18 protein-coding genes and 2 tRNA genes are annotated in these 25,930 nt (G+C 70.0%); 2 read left to right on the top strand and 18 right to left on the bottom strand.

Annotation, left to right across the window (positions count from 1 at the left end):
• Nucleotides 1–297: 297 nt before the first annotated feature.
• From ACFY3I_RS20200 to ACFY3I_RS20140, 13 genes are all read right to left on the bottom strand, one after another.
• Nucleotides 298–1,113 (bottom strand): S1 RNA-binding domain-containing protein, encoded by an 816-nt coding sequence (locus tag ACFY3I_RS20200; RefSeq protein ID WP_390861768.1) that lies wholly within the window; start codon nt 1,111–1,113, stop codon nt 298–300.
• A 219-nt stretch (nt 1,114–1,332) separates the two neighbouring features.
• A complete protein-coding gene (locus tag ACFY3I_RS20195; RefSeq protein ID WP_390861767.1) occupies nt 1,333–3,315 on the bottom strand; it encodes a TIGR03960 family B12-binding radical SAM protein in 1,983 nt (660 codons plus the stop codon).
• A 103-nt stretch (nt 3,316–3,418) separates the two neighbouring features.
• Entirely contained in the window at nt 3,419–4,924 is a 1,506-nt protein-coding gene (locus ACFY3I_RS20190; protein ID WP_390861766.1) for a CHAD domain-containing protein, read from the bottom strand.
• 164 nt (nt 4,925–5,088) lie between these two features.
• The gene (rodA, locus tag ACFY3I_RS20185) at nt 5,089–6,288 is read right to left on the bottom strand and encodes a rod shape-determining protein RodA (RefSeq protein WP_365288881.1); all 1,200 of its coding nucleotides are present in this window, start codon (nt 6,286–6,288) and stop codon (nt 5,089–5,091) included.
• 28 nt (nt 6,289–6,316) lie between these two features.
• A complete protein-coding gene (gene mrdA / locus ACFY3I_RS20180; RefSeq protein WP_365288882.1) occupies nt 6,317–8,566 on the bottom strand; it encodes a penicillin-binding protein 2 in 2,250 nt (749 codons plus the stop codon).
• Nucleotides 8,567–8,660: 94 nt separating this feature from the next.
• Entirely contained in the window at nt 8,661–9,335 is a 675-nt protein-coding gene (gene mreD, locus ACFY3I_RS20175; RefSeq protein ID WP_390861765.1) for a rod shape-determining protein MreD, read from the bottom strand.
• 16 nt (nt 9,336–9,351) lie between these two features.
• A complete protein-coding gene (gene mreC / locus ACFY3I_RS20170) occupies nt 9,352–10,362 on the bottom strand; it encodes a rod shape-determining protein MreC (protein ID WP_390861764.1) in 1,011 nt (336 codons plus the stop codon).
• A gap of 148 nt (nt 10,363–10,510) precedes the next feature.
• Nucleotides 10,511–11,530, bottom strand: coding sequence for a rod shape-determining protein (locus ACFY3I_RS20165; RefSeq protein ID WP_004001297.1), 1,020 nt, complete (start codon nt 11,528–11,530; stop codon nt 10,511–10,513).
• 329 nt (nt 11,531–11,859) lie between these two features.
• A complete protein-coding gene (gene ndk, locus ACFY3I_RS20160; RefSeq protein ID WP_351319394.1) occupies nt 11,860–12,273 on the bottom strand; it encodes a nucleoside-diphosphate kinase in 414 nt (137 codons plus the stop codon).
• A gap of 105 nt (nt 12,274–12,378) precedes the next feature.
• Nucleotides 12,379–12,735 carry a DUF4233 domain-containing protein gene (locus tag ACFY3I_RS20155; protein WP_390861763.1) on the bottom strand — a complete coding sequence of 119 codons (357 nt, stop codon included), beginning with the start codon at nt 12,733–12,735 and terminating at the stop codon, nt 12,379–12,381.
• Between the two features lie 2 nt (nt 12,736–12,737).
• A complete protein-coding gene (locus ACFY3I_RS20150; RefSeq protein WP_390861762.1) occupies nt 12,738–14,282 on the bottom strand; it encodes a bifunctional folylpolyglutamate synthase/dihydrofolate synthase in 1,545 nt (514 codons plus the stop codon).
• Between the two features lie 46 nt (nt 14,283–14,328).
• Complete coding sequence (locus ACFY3I_RS20145) at nt 14,329–16,782, bottom strand: SpoIIE family protein phosphatase (RefSeq protein ID WP_390861761.1); 2,454 nt, start codon at nt 16,780–16,782, stop codon at nt 14,329–14,331.
• A gap of 196 nt (nt 16,783–16,978) precedes the next feature.
• On the bottom strand, nt 16,979–19,609 hold the full coding sequence (locus ACFY3I_RS20140; protein WP_365288888.1) for a valine--tRNA ligase: 2,631 nt from the start codon (nt 19,607–19,609) through the stop codon (nt 16,979–16,981).
• Between the two features lie 137 nt (nt 19,610–19,746).
• Between ACFY3I_RS20140 and ACFY3I_RS20135 the strand changes: the two genes are divergently transcribed.
• Nucleotides 19,747–20,691 (top strand): hypothetical protein, encoded by a 945-nt coding sequence (locus tag ACFY3I_RS20135; protein ID WP_390861760.1) that lies wholly within the window; start codon nt 19,747–19,749, stop codon nt 20,689–20,691.
• A gap of 72 nt (nt 20,692–20,763) precedes the next feature.
• Here the strand turns inward: ACFY3I_RS20135 and clpX are convergent, their stop codons facing one another.
• The 5 genes from clpX to ACFY3I_RS20110 form a co-directional block, all read right to left on the bottom strand.
• Nucleotides 20,764–22,050, bottom strand: a complete 1,287-nt coding sequence (gene clpX, locus ACFY3I_RS20130; RefSeq protein ID WP_351319384.1) for an ATP-dependent Clp protease ATP-binding subunit ClpX — start codon at nt 22,048–22,050, stop codon at nt 20,764–20,766.
• 189 nt (nt 22,051–22,239) lie between these two features.
• Entirely contained in the window at nt 22,240–22,905 is a 666-nt protein-coding gene (locus ACFY3I_RS20125) for an ATP-dependent Clp protease proteolytic subunit (protein ID WP_390861759.1), read from the bottom strand.
• A 73-nt stretch (nt 22,906–22,978) separates the two neighbouring features.
• On the bottom strand, nt 22,979–23,584 hold the full coding sequence (locus ACFY3I_RS20120) for an ATP-dependent Clp protease proteolytic subunit (protein ID WP_365288955.1): 606 nt from the start codon (nt 23,582–23,584) through the stop codon (nt 22,979–22,981).
• 345 nt (nt 23,585–23,929) lie between these two features.
• Nucleotides 23,930–25,312, bottom strand: coding sequence for a trigger factor (tig, locus tag ACFY3I_RS20115; protein ID WP_390861758.1), 1,383 nt, complete (start codon nt 25,310–25,312; stop codon nt 23,930–23,932).
• 187 nt (nt 25,313–25,499) lie between these two features.
• A tRNA-Pro gene (locus ACFY3I_RS20110) sits at nt 25,500–25,576 on the bottom strand.
• Nucleotides 25,577–25,739: 163 nt separating this feature from the next.
• On the opposite strand from ACFY3I_RS20110, the gene ACFY3I_RS20105 reads away from it, so the two are divergent.
• Nucleotides 25,740–25,813 (top strand) — tRNA-Gly (locus ACFY3I_RS20105).
• Nucleotides 25,814–25,930 lie beyond the last annotated feature (117 nt).

The following is a 25,930-nucleotide window of genomic DNA, read 5'->3' as shown; positions in this document are numbered from 1 at the left end:
ATCCTTCGCCCGCCTCCGGGCCCCCGGTTCTCCCGGATCTCGAAGTCCATTGCATCCCCTGAGCTGGGGTGTTGCAACGACCACTAGAACTCAAGGAAGAGAGGGGGGCGCGCTCGTGGTCGGCCGCGTGCCCTGTGCTGGACAACAAGGGCTCAGGCCCACTCCACTGCAGAGTGGATGCCCGACGAATTCCCAGGACACGGCAGAGGAGCGCGAGAGCGCTCCGACGGCGCCCGCAGATGAGTCGCAGCCGGTGTGGTACGGCCATATCTATCGCCGGGCACGGTCCGAAACCGCTCAAGCCTGCCGCCGGGAGAGCGACAGCCGGCGCCGCTCCCGGTCGACGTCCACGACGACGACCGTCAGCTCATCGCCGACCTGGACGACGTCCTCCGGCGCGGCCACGGGCACCGGGCTCAGCTCGGACAGATGCACCATGCCCTCGATGCCGTCGGCGACCTCCACGAAGACACCGAACGGGACCAGTTTCGTCACCCGCCCACTCAGCCTCTGTCCCACCACGATGCCGTCGACGAACACCAGGAAGGGATCCGGCTCCATCGCCCGCAGAGACAGCCGGGCCTCCCCGTTCCACGTGTCGAACTGCAAGAACTCGCACGACACCCGCTGCCCGACCTCGACGACGTCGGACGCGGCATCGAAATGACGCCAGGACAGCTCGGGATACGTGATGAAACCGACGCCGGGAAACACCGGATGCTCAGGGCCCTCATCCAGCGCCACGAAGACCCCGAACGACTCGATCGCCGCCACCGTGCCGGTCAAGCACTCACCCAAACGAAGCCGCTTGAGAAACGCCCAGAGCTCCGGATTCTCGATCGCCGCCACCGACAGCCGCACCCAGCCCTCGTCCGCATCCACCGCCGTCACCTCGCCGGCGATCCTCCGTCCGACCACAGCGACATCGGCGAAGCGCCGGCACCAGGAACCGTCCAACGGCCCCACCGTCCCCAGCGGCCGGTCGGTGAAGCCGTCCAAGAGCACCGACATCCCGGACCGGGAAACCGCGGCGACCGTCCCGTGGCACACGTCCCCGACACCGATCGCCGCCAGAAACCCTCGGACATCCCCTACGGCCGACGCATCCCCCATACCGCGAAGGCTCTCACGGAGGGACCGCCAAACCCACTCCGCCTCGGACTCAATGACTGCGCTGCTCACCTGCACGGGCAGAGGCGTACGGGAAGAGATGGACGGCACCAATGGACGCGGGAGCGAGGTACTCAAAGCGGCCATCAGCCCAGCCACGTCCTCCTCGCGCGCGTCCGCCAGCGCCTCGGCCACCCGATCGGGTGGCGCACATCGCTCACGTCAGTGCATGTGGCCGCTCGCAGCCGGCGTCGGCGCCGCGTTCTTGACCGTCAGCGGCAGCAACTTCTTGCCGGTCGGGCCGACTTGGATGGTCGTGTCCATGGCCGGGCAGACCCCGCAGTCGAAGCACGGGGTCCAGCGGCAGTCCTCGACCTCGGTCTCGTCGAGGGCGTCCTGCCAGTCCTCCCAGAGCCAGTCCTTGTCGAGGCCGGAGTCGAGGTGGTCCCAGGGGAGGACCTCCTCGTAGGTGCGCTCGCGGGTGGTGTACCAGTCGACGTCCACGCCGAGGGCCGGCAGGGTCTTGTCGGCGCAGGTCATCCACCGGTCGTAGGAGAAGTGTTCGCGCCAGCCGTCGAAGCGGCCGCCGTCCTCGTAGACCGCGCGGATCACGGCGCCGACGCGGCGGTCGCCGCGGGAGAGCAGTCCCTCGACGATGCCGGGCTTGCCGTCGTGGTAGCGGAAGCCGATCGAGCGGCCGTACTTCTTGTCGCCGCGGATCTTGTCCCGCAGCTTCTCCAGGCGCGCGTCCGTCTCCTGCGCGGACAGCTGCGGGGCCCACTGGAAGGGGGTGTGCGGCTTGGGGACAAAACCGCCGATGGAGACCGTGCAGCGGATGTCGCCCTGGCCGGAGACCTCGCGGCCCTTCTGGATGACGTTCATCGCCATGTCGGCGATCTGCAGGACGTCCTCGTCGGTCTCGGTGGGCAGGCCGCACATGAAGTAGAGCTTCACCTGACGCCAGCCGTTGCCGTAGGCGGTGGCGACCGTGCGGATCAGGTCCTCCTCCGAGACCATCTTGTTGATGACCTTGCGCATGCGCTCGGAGCCGCCCTCGGGGGCGAAGGTGAGGCCGGAGCGGCGGCCGTTGCGGGTGAGTTCGTTCGCCAGGTCGACGTTGAAGGCGTCGACCCGGGTGGAGGGCAGCGAGAGGCCGATCTTGTCCTCGGTGTAGCGGTCGGCCAGGCCCTTGGCGATGTCGCCGATCTCCGAGTGGTCGGCGGAGGAGAGGGAGAGCAGGCCGACCTCCTCGAAGCCGGTCGCCTTGAGGCCCTTGTCGACCATCTCGCCGATGCCGGTGATGGAGCGCTCGCGCACCGGGCGGGTGATCATGCCGGCCTGGCAGAAGCGGCAGCCGCGGGTGCAGCCGCGGAAGATCTCCACGGACATGCGCTCGTGGACGGTCTCGGCGAGCGGGACGAGCGGCTGCTTGGGGTAGGGCCACTCGTCGAGGTCCATGACGGTGTGCTTGGAGACCCGCCACGGGACGCCCGACTTGTTCGGGACCACGCGGGCGATCCGGCCGTCGGCCAGGTACTCCACGTCGTAGAAGGCCGGGATGTAGACGGAGCCGGTCTTCGCCAGGCGGAAGAGGACCTCCTCGCGGCCGCCGGGACGGCCCTCGGCCTTCCAGTCGCGGATGATCTTCGTCATGTCGAGGACGGCCTGCTCGCCGTCGCCGATGATCGCCGCGTCGATGAAGTCGGCGATCGGCTCCGGGTTGAAGGCCGCGTGGCCGCCGGCCAGGACGATCGGGTCGTCCAGGCCCCGGTCCTTGGACTCCAGGGGGATGCCCGCGAGGTCCAGGGCGGTGAGCATGTTGGTGTAGCCCAGCTCCGTGGAGAAGGACAGGCCGAACACGTCGAAGGCCTTCACCGGGCGGTGGCTGTCCACCGTGAACTGCGGGACCCGGTGCTCGCGCATCAGCGCCTCCAGGTCCGGCCACACGCTGTACGTGCGCTCGGCGAGGACGCCTTCCTGCTCGTTGAGCACCTCGTAGAGGATCATGACGCCCTGGTTGGGCAGGCCGACCTCGTAGGCGTCCGGGTACATGAGCGACCAGCGGACGTCGCAGTCCTCCCACGGCTTGACCGTGGAGTTGAGCTCTCCGCCGACGTACTGGATCGGCTTCTGCACATGCGGGAGCAGAGCTTCGAGCTGCGGGAACACAGACTCGGCGATCTGGGCGGCGGCTTCGGCAGGCATCTCGCGGACCTTTGTGAGCTGACTGGGGGCACCCCCGGCCGGAGGCTGGGGGGAGGGTGGTCATCCAGCCTAGCGCGCCCGGCGGTGTACCCCGTACGGCCGATCAGAGGGGCGCGCCCTCGACGGTCTTCCGCCAGGCGTGCGGGGTCCTCGCCTCCACCACCGCCGCCCGTCCCTCCTCGCGGCCGTACAGCAGCCCGTAGGTGAACGCGCTCTCCCCGGCCGCGTGGGCCACCGCGGACAGTTCGCGCAGGGTCTCGCGGGCCATCACGCTGTCCTGGTGCTCGCCGAGCAGGGACTGGAGCGACTTCATGGACTTGACCAGGGATTTCGCGGGGCCGCCGAGGGCGGGGCGGGCCGCCTCGGCGGCGTAGCGGGTGCGCTTGGCCTTCTTGCGGGCGTCGTGCAGGCCGAGGTCGCGGTCGTGGCCGGGGGGCTCGGCCATGGCGGCCTCGATCAGGCCGCCGACCTTCTCGAAGTCCCTGTGCACGGCCTCGGCGAGGACCTTCTCCGGGTCGCCGGCGGCCGCCTTCCGCAGCGGCGGATCGGCGACCAGGGCGTCGAGGGTGTCCAGCAGGGCCAGGTAGCGCTTGGAGTCCAGGATGCCGAGGAGCCGGCTCCGGGAGCCGCGTTCCTGGGCCTCGGCCCAGGTCCGCAGGCGGTGGTCGATCGGGCCGGAGACCAGGGGGCCGGGAACCGCGTCCAGGGCCGCCAGCAGGCGTTCGGCTAGGACCTCCTGGTCGCGGCCGACGCCGAGTTCCCCGGCCAGCCACTTCAGCTCGTCGGCGACCGGGTCGGTGACCTTCCGGTCGAGGACCTTGCCGAAGGTGCGGAAGGTGCTGCGCAGCCGGCGGGTGGCCACCCGCATGTCGTGGACGCCCTCCTCGGTGTCCAGGCGGACGGCCGGGTCGAGCGCGACGATCGCGTCCCGCTGGGCGCGGACGTAGGCGAGCACGTGGTCGCCGGCGGTGACGGGCGGGGCGGGGTCGGGCTTCGCCGGGTGCGGCTTGCCGCCCTTGGTAGCGGACAGGGCCCGGTCCAGTTTCGAGGCGGACTTCGAGGGCCGTACGCCGGCCTTGCCGAGCCGTTTCTCCACCTTGTCGAGGAAGGCCGGGTCACCGCCGTCGGCGAGTTCCACCTCGATCTCGGTCCACTGCGCCTTGCCGGTGCCGCCGAAGAGCCGCTCGGCCCGGACGCTGTCCACGCTGACCTCGGCGAGCAGGGTGCCGTCGGCGTCGACGAGGTGGCGGATGTCGCGGGTGGTGCGCAGGCGGACGACCGGGACCAGCCGGCCCTCGCGGACCCGGGAGCGGGCCAGGGCGGCCAGTTCGCGGGGGACGGCGTCGGCGAGCGGGGCGTGGATCTCGTCGCGGACGCCGGGAGCGACCGGGAGCTTGAGGTGCCAGCCGGCGTCGGTGCCGCCGGTGCGGTGGCGCAGGGTGACCCGGGCCGAGGCCAGGCGCAGGTCGGAGGTGTCGTGGTAGGTGGCGTCGAGTTCGGCGGTGCCCTTGTCCACGACGTTCGCCACGCCGGCGACGCCGGTCAGGTCGGGCAGCCCGCTCTCGTCGGATTCGTACTTGCGCTCGATCTCACGCTTCGTATCCGCCATGAACCGAATCTAATCGCCCCGGCGCCGCGAGGACAGCGGGCATGGAAGGTGAATCGGAGGGGGAGCAAAAACGAGGGCGAGGTGAACACGAGACAAACGGCCCTTTCGCCGCATACGACGTGTTCAGCTCACCCTCGCGCCCGACTCACCCCTTTGGCCTCCGGTCAGGCCGACATCGGGCGCTGCACCCTGATCGACTGGAGCAGTCCCACCGCCACCCACACCGCGAACATCGACGAGCCGCCGTACGACACGAACGGCAGCGGCAGGCCGGTGACCGGCATGATGCCGAGGGTCATGCCGATGTTCTCGAACGCCTGGAACGCGAACCAGGCCACGATTCCCGCCGCCACGACCGTGCCGTACAGCTCGGTCGTCTCGCGGGCGATCCGGCAGGCGCGCCACAGGACGACGCCCAGGAGCACGATGATCAGGCCGGCGCCGGCGAAGCCCAGCTCCTCCCCCGCCACCGTGAAGACGAAGTCGGTCTGCTGTTCGGGCACGAACTGACCGGTGGTCTGCGAGCCGTGGAAGAGTCCCGCACCGGTCAGGCCGCCGGAGCCGATGGCGATGCGGGCCTGGTTGGTGTTGTAGCCGACGCCGGCGGGGTCGAGCTCCGGGTTGGCGAAGGCGGCGAAGCGGTTGATCTGGTACTCGTCCAGGATGTGCAGCTGCCAGACCGCGACCGCGCCCAGCACACCGGTCGCCAGCAGGCCGAAGATCCAGCGGTTTGAGGCGCCGGAGGAGAGCAGCACGGCCAGGATGATGATGACCATGACCATCACCGAGCCGAGGTCGGGCATCAGCAGCACGATCAGGATCGGCACCGAGGCCAGGCCCAGCGACTGCAGGACCGTGCGGTGGTCCGGGTACTTCTTGTCACCGGCGTCCACCCGGGCCGCCAGTATCATCGCCATCCCCAGGATGATCGTGATCTTGACGAACTCGGACGGCTGGAGCGAGAAGCCGCCGCCGAGCACGATCCAGGAGTGCGCGCCGTTGACGGTGGAGCCCAGCGGGGTGAGCACGGCGAGGATGCCGAGCAGCGACAGGCCGTAGAGGATCGGCACCGCGTTGCGCAGCTGGCGGTGGCCGATCCAGACCGTGCCGATCATCAGGGCGAGGCCGATGCCGGTGTTCATCAGGTGCCGGAGCAGGAAGTAGTACTGGTCGCCCTGGTTGATCTCGGTGCGGTTGCGGGTCGCCGAGAACACCAGCAGCGAGCCCAGCAGGGACAGCGCCAGGGCCGCCATGATCATGGGCCAGTCCAGGCGGCGGGCCAGCGAGTCACGGGCGAAGACCCGGGTCCAGCCGGCCCGCGCGGGACCGTATCCGGAGACGGAGAAGCTGTTGGCCCCGGTCATGCCGGTCCCCTCCCGTCACGAACGCTCGTCACGTCAGCATCCTCCGGCTTCCCCTCTTCCGCGCCCGCCTGCGGGTGTCACGGTTGCCCGACGACGGCGAGGACGAGGTGGCCGGGGTCGGCTGGCCGTCGTCGCCCTTGTCGCCCTTCTGGGTCGCCTGGAAGTCCTTCGCCGCGTCCTTGGAGACCTTCGGGGAGGCGATGGTGCCGTCCGGGCGGACCTTGGGCAGGCCCTGCTGCGGGGTGTAGAGGAGCGCCTTGTTCTTGTCGATGGAGCCGTCGGCGCCGACGCCGTACAGCGCGCTGTAGATGTTGCGGACCGCCTCACCGGAGGCACCGGAACCGGTACCGGCCTGGGCGATGGTCATGATGACCGTGTAGTCCTTGCTGTAGGTGGCGAGCCACGACGTGGTCTGCTTGCCGTAGACCTCGGCGGTACCGGTCTTGCCGTGCAGGGCGATCTTGTTCTGCGGCCAGCCGCCGAACTTCCAGGCCGCGGTACCGCGGGTGATGACGCCCGCGAAGGCGTCGTCCATGCCCTTGAGGGTGGCCTGGGTGACGGGCAGCTTGCGCACCGCCCGGGGCTTGATCTCCTGGACGCTCTTGCCGTCGGCGCTGATGACCGCCTTGCCGATGGTGGGCGCGTACTCGGTGCCGCCGTTGGCCACCGCGCCGTAGATCATCGCCTCCTGGATCGGCGTGACGAGCGTGTCGCCCTGGCCGATCGAGTAGTTGATCTCGTCACCCTCGCGCATCTTGTTGCCTTCGAGGCAGTTCTCGTACTCGATCTTCTCGACGTAGGAGCCGTCCTTCTTGCCGGACTTGCACCAGGCGTCCTTGTTGGCCTTCCAGTAGTCGAGCTTCCACTGGCGGTCGGGGACCCGGCCGGTGACCTCGTTGGGGAGGTCGACGCCGGTCTCCTTGCCGAGGCCGAACTGGTGGGCCGTCTTGAAGAACCAGTCCTTGGGCTGGCCCTTCTTCGGGTTGATGCCGCCGTCCCGCTTCCACTCGCGGTCGGCGAGTCCGTAGAAGACGGTGTCGCAGGACACCTCCAGGGCGCGGCCGAGTGAGATCGGGCCGAAGTTCTCGCCCTCGAAGTTCTTGAAGACCTGGCCGCCCACCGAGTACGAACTCGTGCAGGGGTAACCGCCGTCCCACACGTAACCGGCCTGGACCGCGGCGGCCGTGGAGACCACCTTGAACGTCGAACCGGGCGCCGCCTGACCCTGTATGGCCCTGTTGAGCAGCGGGTAGTCGGAGTTCTTTCCGGTGAGGGCCTTGTAGTCCTTGGCGGAGATGCCGCCCACCCAGACGTTCGGGTCGTAGGTCGGCGCGGAGGCCATCGCGACGATCCGGCCGGTCTTGGCCTCCATCACGACGACGGCGCCCGAGTCGGCCTTGTAGTTCTCGTGGGTGATGCTGTCGTACTGCTTGCGGGCCGTCTTCATGGCCTTGTCCAGCTCGTTCTCGGCGACCCGCTGCACGCGGGAGTCGATGCTGGTGACCAGGTTGGCGCCGGGTTCGGCGGCGTCCGACTTGGCCTTGCCGATGACCCGGCCGAGGTTGTCCACCTCGTAGCGGGTGACGCCGGCCTTGCCGCGCAGCTCCTTGTCGTACTGGCGCTCCAGGCCGGAGCGGCCGACCATGTCCGAACGCAGGTACGGCGAGCTGGTGTTCTGGGCCTGCTGGATCTCGTCGTCGGTGACCGGCGAGAGGTAGCCGAGGACCTGGGAGGTGTTGGCCTTGCCGGGGGCCGGGTAGCGGCGCACGGCCTCGGGCTCGGCGGTGATGCCGGGGAAGTCCTCGGCGCGCTCGCGGATCTGCAGGGCCTGCTTGGCGGTGGCCTCGTCGGTGATCGGGATCGGCTGGTAGGGCGAACCGTTCCAGCAGGGCTGGGGGGTCTTGGAGTCGCAGAGGCGGACCTTCTGCGTGACGTCGGTGGGGTTCATCCCGAGGACGCCGGCGAGCTTGGTGAGGACCGCCTTGCCGTCGTCCTTCTGCTTGAGCAGGTCGGTGCGGGAGGCGGAGACCACCAGCCGGGTCTCGTTGTCCGCGATGGGCACGCCGCGGGCGTCCAGGATCGAGCCGCGCACGGCGGGTTCCACGACCTGCTGGACGTGGTTGCCGGAGGCTTCCTTCTGGTACTCGGCGCCCTCACGGATCTGCAGGTACCACAGGCGGCCGCCGAGGGTGCCGAGCAGGGAGAGGACCAGGATCTGGATGACGACGAGACGGATCTGGACCCGAGGGCTCCGCCCGGTCTCGGGAATGTTGGTCACTGGGTTGCCTCCCCCTCTCCGTGCTGTACGTGTGTGTCATATACGACGAAGCTGTGGACCGCGGCGCCGGGCCGTCGGGTGAACTCCCCCGCGCTCACAGGCGCTTGACTCCCTTGATGCGGCCGACGCGGACGTTGCGGGTGCGGGCTCTCGCCTTCAGGGAGCCGAGGCCGCCGCGCTGGCCGCCGATGCGCAGTCCGGTGCCGGAGGAGAGCCAGCCGGAGGAGATGTCGCCGCCCTTGCCGGAGTTGGCCTCGGTCAGCGGGTCGCTGTCGGCGCGGCGGGCCAGCCACATGATGCCGGGGACCACGAACGGGGCGAGCAGCAGGTCGTAGAGGGCGGCGGTGACCAGCAGGCTGGTCATGCCGACGTGCCGGGCCGCGGTGTCGCCGACGAGGGCGCCGACGCCCGCGTAGAGCAGGGTGGAGCCGATGGCGGCGGCGACCACGACGACCATCGGGCCGGTCGCGGACTTCAGCCGGCCGTTCTCCGGCCTGATCAGGCCCGCGAAGTAGCCGACGACGCACAGCACCAGGGCGTAGCGCCCGGCCGCGTGGTCGGCGGGCGGAGCCAGGTCGGCGAGGAGGCCGGCGCCGAAGCCGACGAGGGCGCCGCCCACATGGCCGTACACCATGGCGAGGCCGAGGACGGTGAGCAGCATCAGGTCGGGGACGGCGCCCGGCAGGTGGAGGCGGGCGAGGACGCTCACCTGGATCACCAGGGCGACGACGACGAGGGCGGAGGAGAGCAGGATCCGGTTGACACGCATGAAGGGGATTCAGCTCCTACCGCTGCTGCTGGTCGTTGGTGTCGGTCTCGTCGGTACCCGAGTTCGTGCCGGAGTCCGTGGTGGAGCCGGTGCCCGAGTCCGATCCCGTGTTCGCGCTCGCGGACGGGGTGACCGTGACGGTCACCGTAGGGATCGGGGTCGGCTTCGGCTTGGCCGGGAGCACCTCGTCGCGCGGGTCCTTCTTCGGCGCCTCGACGACCACGCCGACGATGTCGAGCTTGGTGAACGACACGAACGGCGTGACGTAGAGGGTGCGGGTGAGGCCGCCGTTGGACGGGTCGACGCCGGTGACCGTGCCGACCGGCACGCCGGGCACGAAGGGCCGGTCGGCCTCGGAGCCGAAGGTGACGAGCCGGTCGCCCTTCTTCACCTCGGCCTTGCCGTTGAGGAGTTCGACGCGCAGCGGGCGGTCGCCCTGCCCGGAGGCGAAGCCGAGTTCGTCGCTGCCCTCCATACGGGTGCCGACGGTGAAGTCGGGATCGTTGGCGAGCAGCACGGTGGAGGCGTCCGGGCCGACGGTGGTCACGCGGCCGACCAGGCCATTGCCGTTCAGCACGGTCATGTCACGCCTGATGCCGTCGTTGGCGCCGACGTCGATGGTGACGGTCCAGGAGAAACCCTGCGCCGATCCTATGGCGATGACCTGGGCGCCCTTGATGCCGTACTGGCCCTCGCCGGCCATCTTCAGCATCTTGTCGAGCTGGTTCAGGCGGCTGCGGTTGCGGTCGTCGCTGCCGAGCTTCGCCTTGAGGGTCGCGTTCTGCTTCTCCAGCCGGGCCAGCCGGTCGTGCCGGTCGTCGGAGTCGCGGACGGCGGAGACGGCGTTGCCCACCGGGTCCACCACCGTCGACATGCCGTTCTCGATCGGGCCGAAGACCGCGGCCGCGGCCTGCCGGGCGCCGTCGGCCGGGGAGTTCCTGCCACCTCGGATGTCCACCGTGATCAGCGCGAACGCGATCGCGATCAGCAGCACCAGGAGCAGCCGGCTCTCTTTCGTGTCCCTCACGTGCGGCGGCCGTGCCTTCCTCGATAGGAACCTGCGGGAGCTTGTCGTACCAATGGGAGGGGCTCCACGGGTGTGAGCCTATGCCTCCATATCAACGATCCGCCGCACGAGAGGGGATCATCTCGTACGGCGGAATCGAAGAGTTACGTCATCTGCGCGGCTGCGCGTCCAGGACCTGCTGGAGCGCCTCGAACTCCTCGACGCACTTGCCGGATCCGAGCGCCACGCTGTCCAGCGGGTCCTCGGCGATGTGGATCGGCATGCCGGTCTCCCGGCGCAGCCGCTCGTCCAGACCGCGCAGCAGCGCTCCGCCGCCGGTCAGAACGATTCCCCTGTCCATGATGTCGCCGGACAGCTCCGGCGGGCACTTGTCGAGCGTCGTCTTGACGGCGTCCACGATGGCGTTGACGGGTTCCTCGATCGCCTTGCGGACCTCGGCGGCCGAGATGACGACGGTCTTCGGCAGCCCCGACACCAGGTCCCGGCCACGGATCTCGGTGTGCTCGTCGGAGTCCAGGTCGTACGCGGAACCGATCGTGATCTTGATCTGTTCGGCCGTCCGCTCACCGAGGAGGAGGCTGTACTCCTTCTTGATGTGCTGGATGATCGCGTTGTCCAGTTCGTCGCCCGCCACGCGGATCGACTGGGCGGTGACGATGCCGCCCAGCGAGATGACCGCGACCTCCGTGGTGCCGCCGCCGATGTCCACCACCATGTTGCCGGTGGCCTCGTGGACCGGCAGGCCGGAGCCGATGGCCGCGGCCATGGGCTCCTCGATGATGTGCACCTGGCGGGCACCCGCCTGCGAGGACGCCTCGATCACCGCGCGGCGCTCGACTCCGGTGATACCGGAGGGCACGCACACGACGACCCGCGGCCTGGCCAGGTAGCGCCGCTTGTGGATCTTCAGGATGAAGTAGCGGAGCATGCGCTCGGTGATCTCGAAGTCGGCGATCACGCCGTCCTTCAGCGGGCGTACGGCGACGATGTTGCCGGGCGTGCGCCCGATCATCTTCTTCGCCTCTGCGCCGACTGCCAGAATTCCACCGGTGTTCGTATTGATCGCGACAACGGACGGCTCGTTGAGTACGATCCCGCGACCCCTGACGTACACCAGCGTGTTGGCGGTCCCGAGGTCGACAGCCATGTCACGGCCGATGAACGACATTGAGTTCCCCATCAGGATTCGTCTGGCCTTCCCGGGAGCTTTTGAGGGCATTTCAGGTCGGCGAAGTGGGTGCTGTGACGTGAAGGCTTCCATCGTAGACGCGCCTGCACGGACACTGCGCGAGGGTCTTCGCCATTGTCAGCACGTGCAGGGCCGTCTCGCTTGTGGAGACGGTCCGACGGGGGCACGCGTTCCCCCGATCGGCACGCATATGCCGAAGGACGGCCGAAATCATTCGGCCGTCCCAGGTCACACGGACCACCGGACTGACGTCTCGTCAGAAACGTCCACGAAAAATCCCTACGGGGGCGTGTCCGCCCCGCGCGGGGTTACGCGCGGCCCGGGAAGAAGATCTTGATCTCGCGCTCCGCGGACTCCTCGGAGTCCGACGCGTGGATCAGGTTCTCGCGGACGATGACACCGAAGTCGCCGCGGATGGAGCCCGGCGCGGCGGCGATCGGGTCGGTGGGACCGGCCAGCGCGCGGACACCCTCGATGACCCGCTCGCCCTCGGCGATCAGGGCGACGACCGGGCCGGAGGCCATGAACTCGACCAGCGGCTCGTAGAACGGCTTGCCGACGTGCTCGGCGTAGTGCTGCTCCAGCGTCGCCCGCTCCAGGGAGCGCAGCTCCAGCGCGGTGATCCGCCAGTCGGCCTTGCGCTCGATACGGCCGATGATCTCGCCGGTCAGGCCACGACGGACGGCGTCGGGCTTGAGCAGGACGAGGGTGCGCTGAGTCACGTGAGGGCTCCTTCGCGGTACTTACGTGTGCGGTGAGGAGAGGCTACAGGGCCGTTCCGTGCGTCCGTCACGCAGTGTGCAGGTCAGCCGGTACGGGCCCGTTCCTCAGGCGCCGGACGGACTGCTCTCGTCGCGCTGCGCCGCGAAGCGGGCCTTGGCCTCGTCGATCTTCCGTCCGTAGTGGACGGAGGCCCACCACAGGGCGCCGAACACGGCCCCCAGGAAGAACATGGTCGGCACGAAGACACCGGAGGCGACCAGCGCGATCTGCAGCGCCCAGCCGAGGGCGACGCCGCCGGGCCGGGTGATGACCCCGCACAGGGCCACGCAGAGCACCATGGCGATGCCGCTGACCAGCCACACCGTGCCGGTGGACAGGTCGGGGTCCTTCATCGCGACCAGCGCGGCGAAGCCGATGACGAAGAACTCGCCGACCAGGGTGGAGGAGCAGAGCGTGCGCATGGTCAGGCCCTCCCGAGCAGCAGCCGGGCCTCGCCGACCGTGATGACCGAGCCGGTGACCAGCACTCCCGCGCCCGCGAACTCGCCCTCCTCCTCGGCCAGCGTGATCGCGGCCTCCAGGGCGTCCGGCAGCCGCGACTCGACCTGGACGCGGTCCTCCCCGAAGACCTCGACGGCGATCGCGGCCAGTTCGTCGGCGTCCATCGCGCGGTGGCTGGAGTTCTGGGTGACGACGACCTCGGCGAAGATCGGCTCGAAGGCCTCCAGGAGCCCCCGCACGTTCTTGTCGCCGCTGGCCCCGACCACGCCGATCAGCCTGCTGAAGTCGAAGGCCTCGCCGACCGCCTCGGCGGTGGCGCGGGCCCCGGCCGGGTTGTGCGCGGCGTCCAGGACGACGGTGGGCGAGCGCCGGACGACCTCCAGGCGGCCCGGCGAGGTGACCGCCGCGAACGCCTTGCGGACCGTGTCGACGGCCAGCGGCTCGGGACGCTGGGAGCCGACGCCGAAGAACGCCTCCACGGCGGCCAGCGCGACGGCCGCGTTGTGGGCCTGGTAGGGGCCGTGCAGCGGGAGGTAGACCTGCTCGTACTCGCCGCCCAGGCCCCGCAGGGTGAGGAGCTGGCCGCCGACGGCGACCTGACGGGCGACCACGCCGAACTCCAGGCCCTCCCGGGCCACCGTGGCGTCCACCTCGACCGCCTTCTTCAGCAGCACCTGTGCCGCGTCCACCGGCTGCTGGGCCAGGATCACGGTGGCGTCCTGCTTGATGATCCCGGCCTTCTCGCCGGCGATCTCGCCGGTGGTCCCGCCGAGCCGGTCGGTGTGGTCGAGGTCGATGGGGGTGACCACGGCGACGTCGCCGTCGATGACGTTGGTGGCGTCCCAGGAGCCGCCCATGCCGACCTCCACGACGGCGACGTCGACGGGGGCGTCGGCGAAGGCCGCGTACGCCATGGCCGTGAGCACCTCGAAGAAGGACAGCCGGTACTCCTGCCGGGAGTCGACCATCTCGACGTAGGGCTTGATGTCCTCGTAGGTCTCGATGAACCGCTCGGCGCCGATGGGGGCGCCGTCGAGGCTGATGCGCTCGGTGATCGACTGCACGTGGGGGCTGGTGTAGCGGCCGGTGCGCAGGTCGAAGGCGCCGAGCAGGGCCTCGATCATGCGGGCGGTGGAGGTCTTGCCGTTGGTGCCGGTGATGTGGATCGACGGGTACGACCGCTGCGGGTCGCCCAGGACGTCCATCAGCGCGGAGATCCGGGTGACCGACGGCTCCAGCTTGGTCTCGCCCCAGCGGGTCGCCAGCTCCGCCTCCACCTCGCGCAGGGCGCGGTCGACCTCGGGGTCCTCGGGGCGGGCCGGGACGTCGGCCTGCGGCGTACCGCCCTGGGTGCGCAGGGTACGGCTGCCGGCTTCGATCACCGCGAGATCGGGGTCGCGGTCCGTCTCGGCCTCGATGATGCCGTCGAAGTCGTCGAAGCCGGCTCCGGCCTCCTCGTCGTCGCCGTCGAAGCTGTCATGGGGGTCGCGCGGGGGCAGATCACTCACGGGACCAGTCTACGGAGCCCGGCACCCGCCCGTCGGCCCAGGAGGGCTATCCCGGCGGGGAGGCCTCGACGGGAGGCAGCGCCTGCTCGCACCAGATGGTCTTGCCGGCCGAGGTCTGCCGGGTGCCCCAGCGCTGGGTGAGCTGGGCGACCAGCAGCAGACCGCGGCCCCCCTCGTCGAAGATCCGGGCCCGCCGCAGGTGGGGGGCGGTGCTGCTGCCGTCGGACACCTCACAGATCAGCATCGCGTCGTCCCGGATGAGCCGCAGCTGGATGGGGGAACCGCCGTAGCGGATGGCGTTGGTGACCAGCTCGCTGACCACCAGTTCGGTGGTGAACGACAGCTCGTCCAGGTGCCAGGCACCGAGCTGGCCGGTGGTCAGGGTCCGCGCCCGGGCGACCTCCTCGGGGTCCGCGGGAACCTCCCAGGTGGCCACCCGGTCACCGGGCAGGGCGTGGGTGCGGGCCAGCAGCAGCGTGACGTCGTCGGCGGGTTCGCAGCTGCGCAGTGCGGCCACCACGTGGTCGCAGGTCGCCTCCAGGGACTCCCCGGGCGTCGCCAGCGCGGCCCGGAGCCGTTCGAGGCCCTGGCTCAGGTCGAGGTTGCGGGAGTGCACCAGGCCGTTGCTGAACAGCGCGAGCGTGGTGCCCCCGGCGAGGTCCAGCTCGGTCGTCTCGAACGGCAGCCCGCCGAGGCCGAGCGGCGGTCCGGCCTGGCCGGGGGCCTTCTCCACGGCGCCCTGCGGGGTGATCACGAAGGGCAGAGGATGGCCGGCGCTGGCCAGCGAGCAGCGCCGCGAGACCGGGTCGTAGACCGCGTACAGGCAGGTCGAGCCGACTTCCCCGGCCGGTTCCAGGGCGCCGTCGTCGAGATGGAGGACGAGGTCGTCGAGGTGGGTGAGGAGTTCCTCGGGCGGCAGGTCGACGTCGGCGAGGGTGCGGACCGCCGTGCGCAGCCGTCCCATGGTGGCCGAGGCGTGGATGCCGTGGCCGACGACGTCGCCGACGACCAGGGCCACCCGGGTGCCCGACAGCGGGATCACGTCGAGCCAGTCGCCCCCGACCCCGATCGGGGTGCCGGTCGGCAGGTAGCGGTAGGCGACCTCGACGGTCGGGCGCTCGGGCAGACCGTGCGGCAGCAGGCTGTGCTGGAGCGCGAGCGCGGTCTCGCGTTCGCGGGTGTAGCGCCGGGCGTTGTCGATGGCGGCCGCGGTCTTCGCGGCCAGTTCCTCGGCGTCGGACAGGTCGGCCGCCTCGAACGGCGGAGAGTCGCCGGTCCGCCAGAAGGCGACCTGGCCCATCGGGACGCCCTGCGCGGACAGCGGCGCGGTGATCAACGAGCCCATGCCGTAGTCGAGGAGCCGGTCCGCGCACCGTGGGTCGGCCGCCCACCCCGCGGGGGCGGTGCGCAGGTCGGTGTGGAGGGCGGCGCCGGCCCCGGTGGCGCCCCGGCAGAGTGCGGCCGGCGCGCCGACGGGGTTCAGCGGCGCGTCGTCGCGGACGCCTCCGCGGGCGACCCGGTGCAGGGCGGTGCCGTCGGCGCCGTCCGGCTCACCGCCGGTCAGGACGGCCGCCGCCACGTCGACGGTGACGTGGTCGGCGAACCGGGGGACGGCGACCCGGACCAGTTCGTCGGCGGTCCGCCGCACGTCGAGGGTGTTGCCCAGGGCCGTACCGGCGTCGTAGAGCAGCCGGAGCCGTCGGTGGCTCTTCTCCAGGGAGGCGGCCATGGTGTTGAACGCCGTCTCCAGCTGTCCGATCTCCCGTCTGCCGGAGGGCGGCACCCGTGCGCTCAGGTCGCCCGCGGCGAGCCGGGTGGCGGTGCCGGCCATCCTGCGCACCGGCCAGACGATCACCCGGGTCACGTAGGCGCCGTAGCCGACGATCAGCACGACCGCCCCGGCCACACCGATGGAGGCCCCGATGGCCAGCCGGTCCATCCGGTGCTCGATGGCGTGTTCCTGGGCGTCGATGACGAGGCGCTCGCCGCCCAGGTAGTCCCTCAGCCGGCTCCGCAGTTCCTCGACGCGCCGCCTGCCCTCCCGGGTGCTCTCCGTGCTCGCCGCCTGCGGATCGCCGCGCCTGACCGCGTCGACGAGCGGGGCCGAGTAGTCGTCGATGAAGGACTGGCCCGCCTGCTGGATCTGCCGGGCGAGCCGCCGCTGGCCGTCGGAGGGGCTGACGTCCACGAGCCGCTGCGCCTGCGCGGGGAACGCGTCGCGCCCGGCCCGCCAGGGTCCGAGGAACTCGTCCTGCCGGGTGATGACGTAGCCCAGCTGCCCGCCCTCCATGTCGAGGACGACCTTCTGGACCGCCCCGGCCTGGTCCAGGGCCGGCCGGCCGGCGCGGGCGGTCTGCAGGGAGCCGCGCGCGTCCTGGACCGCCCACACCAGCATCAGGAAGACGATGCCGATGAGCACGGCGAGCAGGGCACCCGTGACAGCCGTCAGGGGGACCAGCCCCCCGTGCGGAGGTGTCTTCCTCAGGCCCCTGCGCAGCATGCGGGCGTTACCTCCGCCACATAGCGTCAAAACGGAACATCTCGGCCATGTCCCTACTTCTGGATTGTAGGTCGATGGCCGGTCGGCGCTTGGTGGCGGACGAACGCGCGCAGGCGTCCGGCGGCCCGGGGAGCGGGCGGCCGGACGCCTGCGGGGCGTGCGGTCGTGCGGGTCGTGCGACGGCGCGTGCCGGGCGTTACGCCTCCGGGAGGCTGTCCAGCTGGGCCTGGAGACGGGCGATGTCCTCGTCCGCCTTGGCCAGCCGGCCGCGGATCTTGTCCACCACGTTGTCCGGGGCCTTCGCGAGGAACGCCTCGTTGCCCAGCTTGGCCGTCGCCTGGGCCTTCTCCTTCTCCGCGGCCGCGAGGTCCTTGGCGAGGCGCTTGCGCTCCGCCGCCACGTCGATCGTGCCGGAGAGGTCGAGGGCGACCGTGGCGCCGGCGACCGGGAGGGTGGCGGTGGCCGCGAAGTCGTCGCCCTCCGGCTGGAGGCGCAGCAGCTGGCGGATGGCCGCCTCGTGCGGGGCGAGGGCCGTGCCGTCGAGGGTGAGGCGGGCCGGGACCCGCTGGCCGGGCTGCAGGCCCTGGTCGGCGCGGAAGCGGCGGACCTCGGTGATGACGGACTGGAGGGACTCGATCTCCCGCTCCGCCGCCTCGTCGCGGAAGCCGCTGTCGGACGGCCACTGCGCGACGACGACCGACTCGCCGCCCGTGAGAGTGGTCCACAGGGTGTCCGTGACGAACGGGACCACCGGGTGGAGCAGCTTCAGGGTGACGTCGAGGACCTCGCCCAGGACCCGCTGGGAGACCTCGGCGGCCCGCCCGCCGGCCTGGAACGTCGTCTTCGACAGCTCGACGTACCAGTCGAAGACCTCGTCCCACGCGAAGTGGAAGAGGGCGTCGGACAGCTTCGCGAACTGGAAGTCGTCGTAGAACGCGTCGACTTCGGCGACCGTCTTGTTGAGCCGGGACAGGATCCAGCGGTCCGTCGCCGACATCTCGGACGCGTCCGGCAGCGGGCCCTCGGCGGTGGCGCCGTTCATCAGGGCGAACCGGGTCGCGTTCCAGATCTTGTTGGCGAAGTTGCGGGAGGCCTGGACCCACTCCTCGCCGATCGGCACGTCGGTGCCGGGGTTGGCGCCGCGGGCCAGGGTGAAGCGGACGGCGTCGGAGCCGTACTTGTCCATCCAGTCCAGCGGGTCGACGACGTTGCCGAAGGACTTCGACATCTTCTTGCCGCGTTCGTCGCGGACCAGGCCGGTCAGCGCGATGGTGCGGAAGGGGACCTCGCCGTCCATGGCGTACAGGCCGAACATCATCATCCGGGCAACCCAGAAGAAGATGATGTCGTGGCCGGTCAGCAGCACGTCGGTCGGGTAGAACTTCCGCAGGTCCGCGGTCTGTTCGGGCCAGCCGAGGGTGGAGAAGGGCCACAGGCCGGAGGAGAACCAGGTGTCCAGGACGTCGGTGTCCTGCCGCCAGCCCTCCGCCTCGGTACCGGGCGGCCGCTCGTCGGGGCCGACGCAGACGACCTCGCCGTCCGGGCCGTACCAGACCGGGATGCGGTGGCCCCACCACAGCTGGCGCGAGATGCACCAGTCGTGCATGTTGTCGACCCAGTCGAAGTACCGCTTCGACATGTCCTCGGGGTGGATCTTGACCCGGCCGTCGCGGACCGCGTCACCGGCGGCCTTCGCCAGCGGGCCGACCTTGACCCACCACTGCATGGACAGCCGCGGCTCGACGGTCGTGCCGCAGCGCGAGCAGTGGCCGACCGAGTGGACGTAGGGCCGCTTCTCGGCGACGATCCGGCCCTGCGAGCGCAGCGCCGCGACGATCGCGGACCGCGCCTCGAAGCGGTCCAGGCCCTCGAACGGGCCGTGGACGGTGATGACGGCGCGCTCGTCCATCACGGTGATGGACTCCAGGCCGTGCCGCTGGCCGATCGCGAAGTCGTTCGGGTCGTGGGCCGGGGTGACCTTGACGGCACCCGTGCCGAACTCGGGGTCGACGTGCGTGTCGGCGACGACCGGGATCGTACGGTCCGTCAGCGGGAGCTTGATGCGCCGGCCGACCAGGTGCTTGTACCGCTCGTCGTCGGGGTGGACGGCGACGGCGGTGTCGCCGAGCATCGTCTCCGCGCGGGTGGTGGCGACGACCAGGGTCTCCTCGCCCTCGCCGTACGTGATGGAGACCAGCTCGCCGTCGTCCTCCTGGTACTCCACCTCGATGTCCGAGATGGCCGTCAGGCAGCGCGGGCACCAGTTGATGATGCGCTCGGCGCGGTAGATCAGCTCGTCCTCGTAGAGCTTCTTGAAGATGGTCTGGACGGCCTTGGACAGGCCCTCGTCCATCGTGAAGCGCTCACGGTCCCAGTCGACGCCGTCGCCGAGCCGGCGCATCTGGCCGAGGATCCTGCCGCCGTACTCTTCCTTCCACTGCCAGACCCGCTCGACGAACTCCTCGCGGCCGAGGTCCTGGCGGGACTTGCCCTCCTCGGCGAGCTGCTGCTCGACCTTGTTCTGGGTGGCGATGCCGGCGTGGTCCATGCCGGGCAGCCACAGCGACTCGAAGCCCTGCATGCGCTTGCGGCGGGTCAGCGCGTCCATCAGCGTGTGCTGGAAGGCGTGGCCCAGGTGCAGGGAGCCGGTGACGTTGGGCGGCGGGATGACGATGGTGTACGCGGGCTTGTCGCTCTTGGCGTCGGCCGCGAAGTAACCGCGCTCTACCCAGCGCTCGTACAGCGGCCCCTCTACGTCGGCCGGCGCGTACTGGGTCGGCAGTTCGGTGCTGGGCGCTGTGGGCTGCTGCTGAGCGTTCTCGGTCACGGGGCTCAGTTTAGGGGTGTCCCGGCGCTGTCCCGAAACGCCTTTGTTCTGTAACGGTGCGCACCCCCGTGCCGTGCGTTCCCTGTGACTGGGCCAGGATGTCAGGAACACATAAGCATCTGGAGGGGAACCCAGAGATGAGTCACAACCAGCCGGGCCCGTACGGGGGACCGCCGCAGCAGTCTGGACCCTACGGACAGCAGCCGGGTCCGTACGGCCAGCCGCCGCAGGCGCCCCAGCCCGGCTACGGCTACCCCCAGCAGCCCCCGGCGCAGCCGCCGCAGCCGGGCTACGGCTACCCGCCCCAGGGCGCGCCGGTCCCGCCGCAGCAGAACCCGTACGGCCAGCAGCAGCCGCCCTTCGGCCAGCCTCCGTACGGCCAGCAGCCCTACGGCGGCGTCCCGCAGCCGCCGGCGCCCGGCGGCGGGAAGAAGAGGACGGGCCTGATCATCGGGGCGGTCGCGGTGGTGGCGGCGATCGCGGTCGGCGCGTACTTCGCCCTCGGCAACGGCGGCGGCAGCGGCGGTTCGGTCGCCGACGACGGGCCGCACAAGCTGACGGCACCGGCCGCGGTCATCGACGGCGCCTACAAGAAGCAGGGCGACTCCGAGTCGGGCAAGCTGACCTCGTCCGACGTCAAGGACGCCGAGGCGTGGGGCATCCACGACCCCAAGGACGTGAGCGCGAGCTACGTGCAGGGCTCGGGTCTGAAGGTCAAGTCCCTGACGTTCAGCGGGGTGTACGGCACCATCGACGATCCCGCCAAGACCGTCGACGCGATGTTCGCCGAGACCAAGGCGGAGAGCGCCAAGAGCGACTCGGAGGGCAAGCTCGTGGGCGAGCCCCGGACGTTCAAGCCCGCCGGCTTCGACGGCATCATGAAGTGCCAGGAGATCGAGTCCAAGGACAGCTCCACCGGCAAGTCCACGACGATGCCGTTCTGCGTGTGGGGCGACCACAGCACGGTGGCCTACGTGTTCGCCTACGACCTGGCCGCCATCGCCACCGGGAAGAGCGGCTCGATGGACGACACCGCCGCCCTCACCGCCAAGCTCCGCGACGACGTCCGCGTCAAGGGCTGACGGTCCCCTGGGACACAGAGGAGGGGCGCCCGCGAGACTCGCGGGCGCCCCTCCTCGTCACTACCGGTGCGGCTACGCCGACTTCTGCTCCCCCGCGCCCCGGCCGCGCGCGTCGCGCGGGATCAGGGTCGGGTTGACGTTGGAGTGGACGACGTCGGCCGTGATGACGACGCGGGCCACGTCCTTGCGGGACGGCACCTCGTACATCACCGACATGAGGACCTCCTCCATGATGGCGCGCAGGCCGCGGGCGCCGGTCTGGCGGAGGATGGCCTGGTCGGCGATGGCCTCCAGCGCCTCGCGCTCGAAGTCCAGCTCCACACCGTCGAGTTCGAACAGCCGCTGGTACTGCTTGACCAGCGCGTTGCGCGGCTCGATCAGGATCTGGAGCAGGGCCTCGCGGTCCAGGTTGTGGACCGAGGTGATGACGGGCAGCCGGCCGATGAACTCGGGGATCATGCCGAACTTCACCAGGTCCTCGGGCATGACGTCCTCGAACTGGTCCTTGGACTGCAGTTCGCGCTTGGAGCGGATGGTCGCGCCGAAGCCGATGCCCTTCGCGCCCGCCCGGGACTCGATGATCTTCTCCAGGCCCGCGAAGGCACCGCCCACGATGAACAGCACGTTCGTCGTGTCGATCTGGATGAACTCCTGGTGCGGGTGCTTGCGGCCGCCCTGCGGCGGGACCGAGGCGGTGGTGCCCTCCAGGATCTTCAGCAGGGCCTGCTGCACGCCCTCGCCGCTGACGTCCCGGGTGATCGACGGGTTTTCACTCTTCCGCGCGACCTTGTCGATCTCGTCGATGTAGATGATCCCGGTCTCGGCCTTCTTGACGTCGTAGTCGGCCGCCTGGATCAGCTTGAGGAGGATGTTCTCGACGTCCTCGCCCACGTAGCCCGCCTCCGTCAGCGCGGTCGCGTCGGCGATCGCGAACGGGACGTTCAGCATGCGGGCCAGGGTCTGCGCCAGCAGGGTCTTGCCTGAGCCGGTGGGGCCCAGCAGCAGGATGTTGGACTTCGCCAGCTCGATGGCGTCCTCGCGGCTCTGGCCGCCGCCGTTCTCGCCGGCCTGGACCCGCTTGTAGTGGTTGTACACCGCGACCGAGAGGGCCTTCTTGGCGGCCTCCTGGCCGACCACGTAGCCCTCCAGGAACTCGTAGATCTCGCGGGGCTTGGGGAGTTCCTCCCAGCGCACCTCGCTCGTCTCGGCGAGCTCCTCCTCGATGATCTCGTTGCAGAGGTCGATGCACTCGTCGCAGATGTACACACCGGGCCCTGCGATGAGCTTCTTGACCTGCTTCTGGCTCTTGCCGCAGAACGAGCACTTGAGCAGATCGCCGCCGTCACCGATGCGTGCCACGGTGTGCTTCCCCTTCGCCTGGGAGACGCCTGGACTCTTCCGAATCCAGCGGCTCCTGGTGCTGCCTTATGTCGACGGTACCTTGCCGGGACCCCCGTACGGGCCCCCCTTGGCACGGTTCACTTTGACGTGCACCTTGCCGAGCCCGCAGTCGAACCGGGCCAAGGGCGGCAGAGACTACATTCTCTGTCAGCGGACGTCAGCGTTGTTCATCTTCCGGGTGGAGATGATCTGGTCCACGATGCCGTAGTCGAGCGCTTCCTCGGCCGTGAGGATCTTGTCCCGCTCGATGTCCTCGCGGACCTGTTCGATCGGCTTGTTGGAGTGCTTGGCCAGCATGGTCTCCAGCTGGTCACGCATCCGCGTGAACTCCTTGGCGATGATCTCCAGGTCGGAGAGCTGGCCGCGGCCGGTGGAACCGGCGGGCTGGTGGATCAGCACCCGGGAGTTCGGCAGCGCCATGCGCTTGCCGGGGGTGCCGGCGGCCAGCAGGATCGCCGCGGCGGAGGCCGCCTGGCCCATGCAGACCGTCTGGATGTCGGGCTTGACGAACTGCATCGTGTCGTAGATCGCCGTGAGGGCGGTCATGTCGCCGCCCGGGCTGTTGATGTAGATCGAGATGTCCCGGTCGGGGTCCATCGACTCCAGGCACAGCAGCTGCGCCATGACGTCGTTGGCGGAGGCGTCGTCGATCTGGACGCCGAGGAAGATCACGCGCTCCTCGAAGAGCTTCGCGTACGGGTCGTACTCGCGGATGCCCTGGGAGGTGCGCTCGACGAAGCGCGGGATGACGTAGCGGGCGTCGGGCCGGGGCCCGTCGTAGCGGGCGTCAGCGGCGCCGGGAATGTTGCTCATGAGGGTGTTCACCGTCCTGGTGGCGTTCGGGGGGCTGGAGTCTCGGCGGAGCGTGGCGTGGCCGGGCCTGGTCTCAGGCGCCGGTGCCGCCGCCTCCCGGAACACCGGAGGCATGCGTGATGATCTCGTCGATGAGACCGTACTCCTTGGCCTCTTCCGGGGTGAACCAGCGGTCGCGGTCGCCGTCGCGGACGATCGCCTCGACGGTCTGGCCGGAGTGCTGCGCGGTCAGCTCGGACATGCGCTTCTTGGTGCGCAGCAGGTACTCGGCCTGGATCTTGATGTCCGAGACCGTACCGCCGAGGCCGGCGGAACCCTGGTGCATCATGATGTCGGCGTGCGGCAGCGCGAAGCGCTTGCCCGCGGCGCCGCCGGTGAGCAGGAACTGGCCCATCGAGGCCGCCATGCCCATCGCGATGGTCACCACGTCGTTCGGGATGTACTGCATGGTGTCGTAGATCGCCATGCCGGCCGTCACCGAGCCGCCGGGGCTGTTGATGTAGAGGTAGATGTCCTTGCCGGGGTCGGCCGCCAGCAGCAGCAACTGCGCGGTGATCTTGTTGGCGATGTCGTCGTCGACCTGCTGGCCGAGGAAGATGATCCGCTCGCCGAGCAGCCGGTTGTAGACCTGGTCGCCGAGGCCACCACCGAAGGAAGTCTCGCCGGCGGCGGAGGGCATCAGATTCGTCACGTATCCACCTGCTCGTCTTACGACGGCGCCGGGCCGTCTCACGTTTGCCTAGCCGGGGGCTTGGCTGCCCTCGTACTCATGGACCCTAACGCGATGGTCCCTTCGGGGAATCCCGGTAAGAGGGCTGTTCGCCGGGGGCGTAGTCGCCTTCGGCGGTGGCCGACGGCTACTCGCCGTGGTGGTACGGGTGCGCGGGCGCGTACGGGTGCGTCGTGGTCGCTCGCGCAGTTCCCCGCGCCCCTTACGGGGCGCTGACACCCGAGCCCTATGCCGAAGGGGCCCCCGGGACAGTGCCCAGGAGCCCCTTCTGCGTCTGCTGGAGGCGCCGCGGGCTCAGCCCTCGGTCTTCTCCTCGGCGGCGGCGTCCGCGGACTCGGCGGCGGCCTCGGGGGCCTCCGTCTCCTCCTCGTCGTCCAGGTCGACGACCTCGCCGTTGGTGTCCTTCACCGTGGCGGCCTCGACCACGACGGCCAGGGCCTTGCCGCGGGCGACCTCGCCGACCAGGAGCGGGACCTGGCCGCCCTCGACGACGGCCTGGGCGAACTGGTCGGGGGACATGCCGGAGGAGGCCGCACGCCGCATGAGGTGCTCGGTGAGCTCCTCCTGGTTGACGTTCAGCTTCTCGACCTTGACCAGCTCGTCGAGGACGAACTGGGTCTTGATGCCCTTGACCGCGGCTTCCTTGGTCTCGGCCTCGAACTCCTCGGCGGTCTTGCCCTGGATCTCGAGGTACTTCTCCAGGTCGAGACCCATCTGGCCGAGCTGGTGGTGCTCCAGGTTGTGCTTGCGGGTGTTGATCTCGTCCTCGAGCAGCTTCTCGGGGACGGGCACCTCGACGAGCTCCAGGAGCTTCTCGAGGACGCGCTCCTGGGCCTGCGTGGCCTGGTCGTACGTCTTCATGTCGGCGAGCCGCTTGCGGCTGTCGGCCTTCAGCTCGTCCAGGGTGTCGAACTCCGAGGCGAGCTGCGCGAACTCGTCGTCCAGCTCGGGGAGTTCGCGGGCGGCGACCTGGGTGACCTTGACGGTGACCTCGGCCTCGCGGCCGGCCGCGGAGCCGCCCTTGAGCTCGGAGGTGAAGGTGGCCTCGCCACCGGCCTCCAGGCCCTTCACGGCGTCGTCGATGCCGTCGAGCAGCTCGCCGGAGCCGATGGTGTACGAGACACCGCCGGCGATGCCGTCCTCCAGCACCTCGCCGTCGACCTTGGCCTCCAGGTCGATGGTGACGACGTCGCCGTCCTCGGCGGCCCGCTCGACCGGGGAGGTGGAGGCGAAGCGCTCACGGAGCTGCTCCACCGACTTCTCGATGTCCTCGTCGGTCACCTCGACGGCGTCGACCTCGACCTCGATGCCGGAGTAGTCCGGGATCTCCAGGGCGGGGCGGATGTCGACCTCGGCGGTGAAGTTCAGCGTCTCGCCGTCCTTCAGCTCGGTGATGTCGACCTCGGGCTGGCCCAGCGGGTTGAGCTCGGCCTCGTTGACCGCCTCGGTGTAGAACTTCGGAAGCGCGTCGTTGACGGCCTCCTCCAGCACCGCCCCGCGGCCGAACCGCTGGTCGATGACGCGGGCCGGGATCTTGCCCTTGCGGAAGCCCTTCACCGTGACCTGCTGGTTGATCTTCTTGTACGCCGCGTCGAGGCTGTCCTTGAGCTCCTCGAAGGGCACCTCGACAGTGAGCCGAACCCGGGTCGGGTTCAGGGTCTCCACGGCGCTCTTCACGGTTCGGTCTCCTTGTGGCTGACTGCTTGGGTTCTGCCGGCGCCAGAGGGGCCCGGCGGAGTTTCGCCGCCCGGAGGAGTTCGTAGGCCGCCGTGAGGCGGGCCGGGACACACGGGCGCGCAGCTTGCATAGTAACCGCAGCCGCTCAGCGCCCCAAAAGGGCGATCAGGACGGACGCCGTCGTCGATGGTCGGGGTGGCGGGATTTGAACCCACGGCCTTCCGCTCCCAAAGCGGACGCGCTACCAAGCTGCGCCACACCCCGTTTCCGTGCGACACGTAGGGTACATGCCCGGGCCGCCCGCGTCGGCCGCTTTGTTCACCCGCGTCGGCGCCACGTCCGCGCGGACCAACACGTTGGCCACCGCGGCGGGCGACCCGCTACGATGCGTCCTGTGCCGCGGTCACGGACCTGCGGCGCACGGTGTGCGGGCGTAGCTCAATGGTAGAGCTCCAGTCTTCCAAACTGACTACGCGGGTTCGATTCCCGTCGCCCGCTCCACATGCCGAAGGCCCAGGTGAGAGGTTCCGACCCGCTCGCCCGGGCCTTCGGTGCGTCCGGGCACGGCGGGCCGGACATGCCGGTCACCCGCGCGGAGCGGAGGCGTCGCGGGGCGCG

It is taken from the genome of Streptomyces sp. NPDC001068, assembly GCF_042897315.1.
Lineage (GTDB): Bacteria > Actinomycetota > Actinomycetes > Streptomycetales > Streptomycetaceae > Streptomyces.
This window is presented reverse-complemented; position numbering and strand designations above follow the sequence as displayed.

Bases quoted from the DNA above. Each gene is read 5' to 3' on its own strand.
- ACFY3I_RS20135 (WP_390861760.1), top strand. From the start codon at position 19,747: ATGAGTCACAACCAGCCGGGCCCGTACGGGGGACCGCCGCAGCAGTCT.
- ACFY3I_RS20200 (WP_390861768.1), bottom strand. From the start codon at position 1,113: ATGGGGGATGCGTCGGCCGTAGGGGATGTCCGAGGGTTTCTGGCGGCG.
- ACFY3I_RS20195 (WP_390861767.1), bottom strand. From the start codon at position 3,315: ATGCCTGCCGAAGCCGCCGCCCAGATCGCCGAGTCTGTGTTCCCGCAG.
- ACFY3I_RS20145 (WP_390861761.1), bottom strand. From the start codon at position 16,782: ATGCTGCGCAGGGGCCTGAGGAAGACACCTCCGCACGGGGGGCTGGTC.
- ACFY3I_RS20125 (WP_390861759.1), bottom strand. From the start codon at position 22,905: ATGAGCAACATTCCCGGCGCCGCTGACGCCCGCTACGACGGGCCCCGG.
- ACFY3I_RS20120 (WP_365288955.1), bottom strand. From the start codon at position 23,584: ATGCCCTCCGCCGCCGGCGAGACTTCCTTCGGTGGTGGCCTCGGCGAC.
- ACFY3I_RS20165 (WP_004001297.1), bottom strand. From the start codon at position 11,530: ATGTCGTTCATCGGCCGTGACATGGCTGTCGACCTCGGGACCGCCAAC.
- ACFY3I_RS20155 (WP_390861763.1), bottom strand. From the start codon at position 12,735: ATGCGCACGCTCTGCTCCTCCACCCTGGTCGGCGAGTTCTTCGTCATC.
- rodA (WP_365288881.1), bottom strand. From the start codon at position 6,288: ATGACCGGGGCCAACAGCTTCTCCGTCTCCGGATACGGTCCCGCGCGG.
- ACFY3I_RS20190 (WP_390861766.1), bottom strand. From the start codon at position 4,924: ATGGCGGATACGAAGCGTGAGATCGAGCGCAAGTACGAATCCGACGAG.
- mreD (WP_390861765.1), bottom strand. From the start codon at position 9,335: ATGCGTGTCAACCGGATCCTGCTCTCCTCCGCCCTCGTCGTCGTCGCC.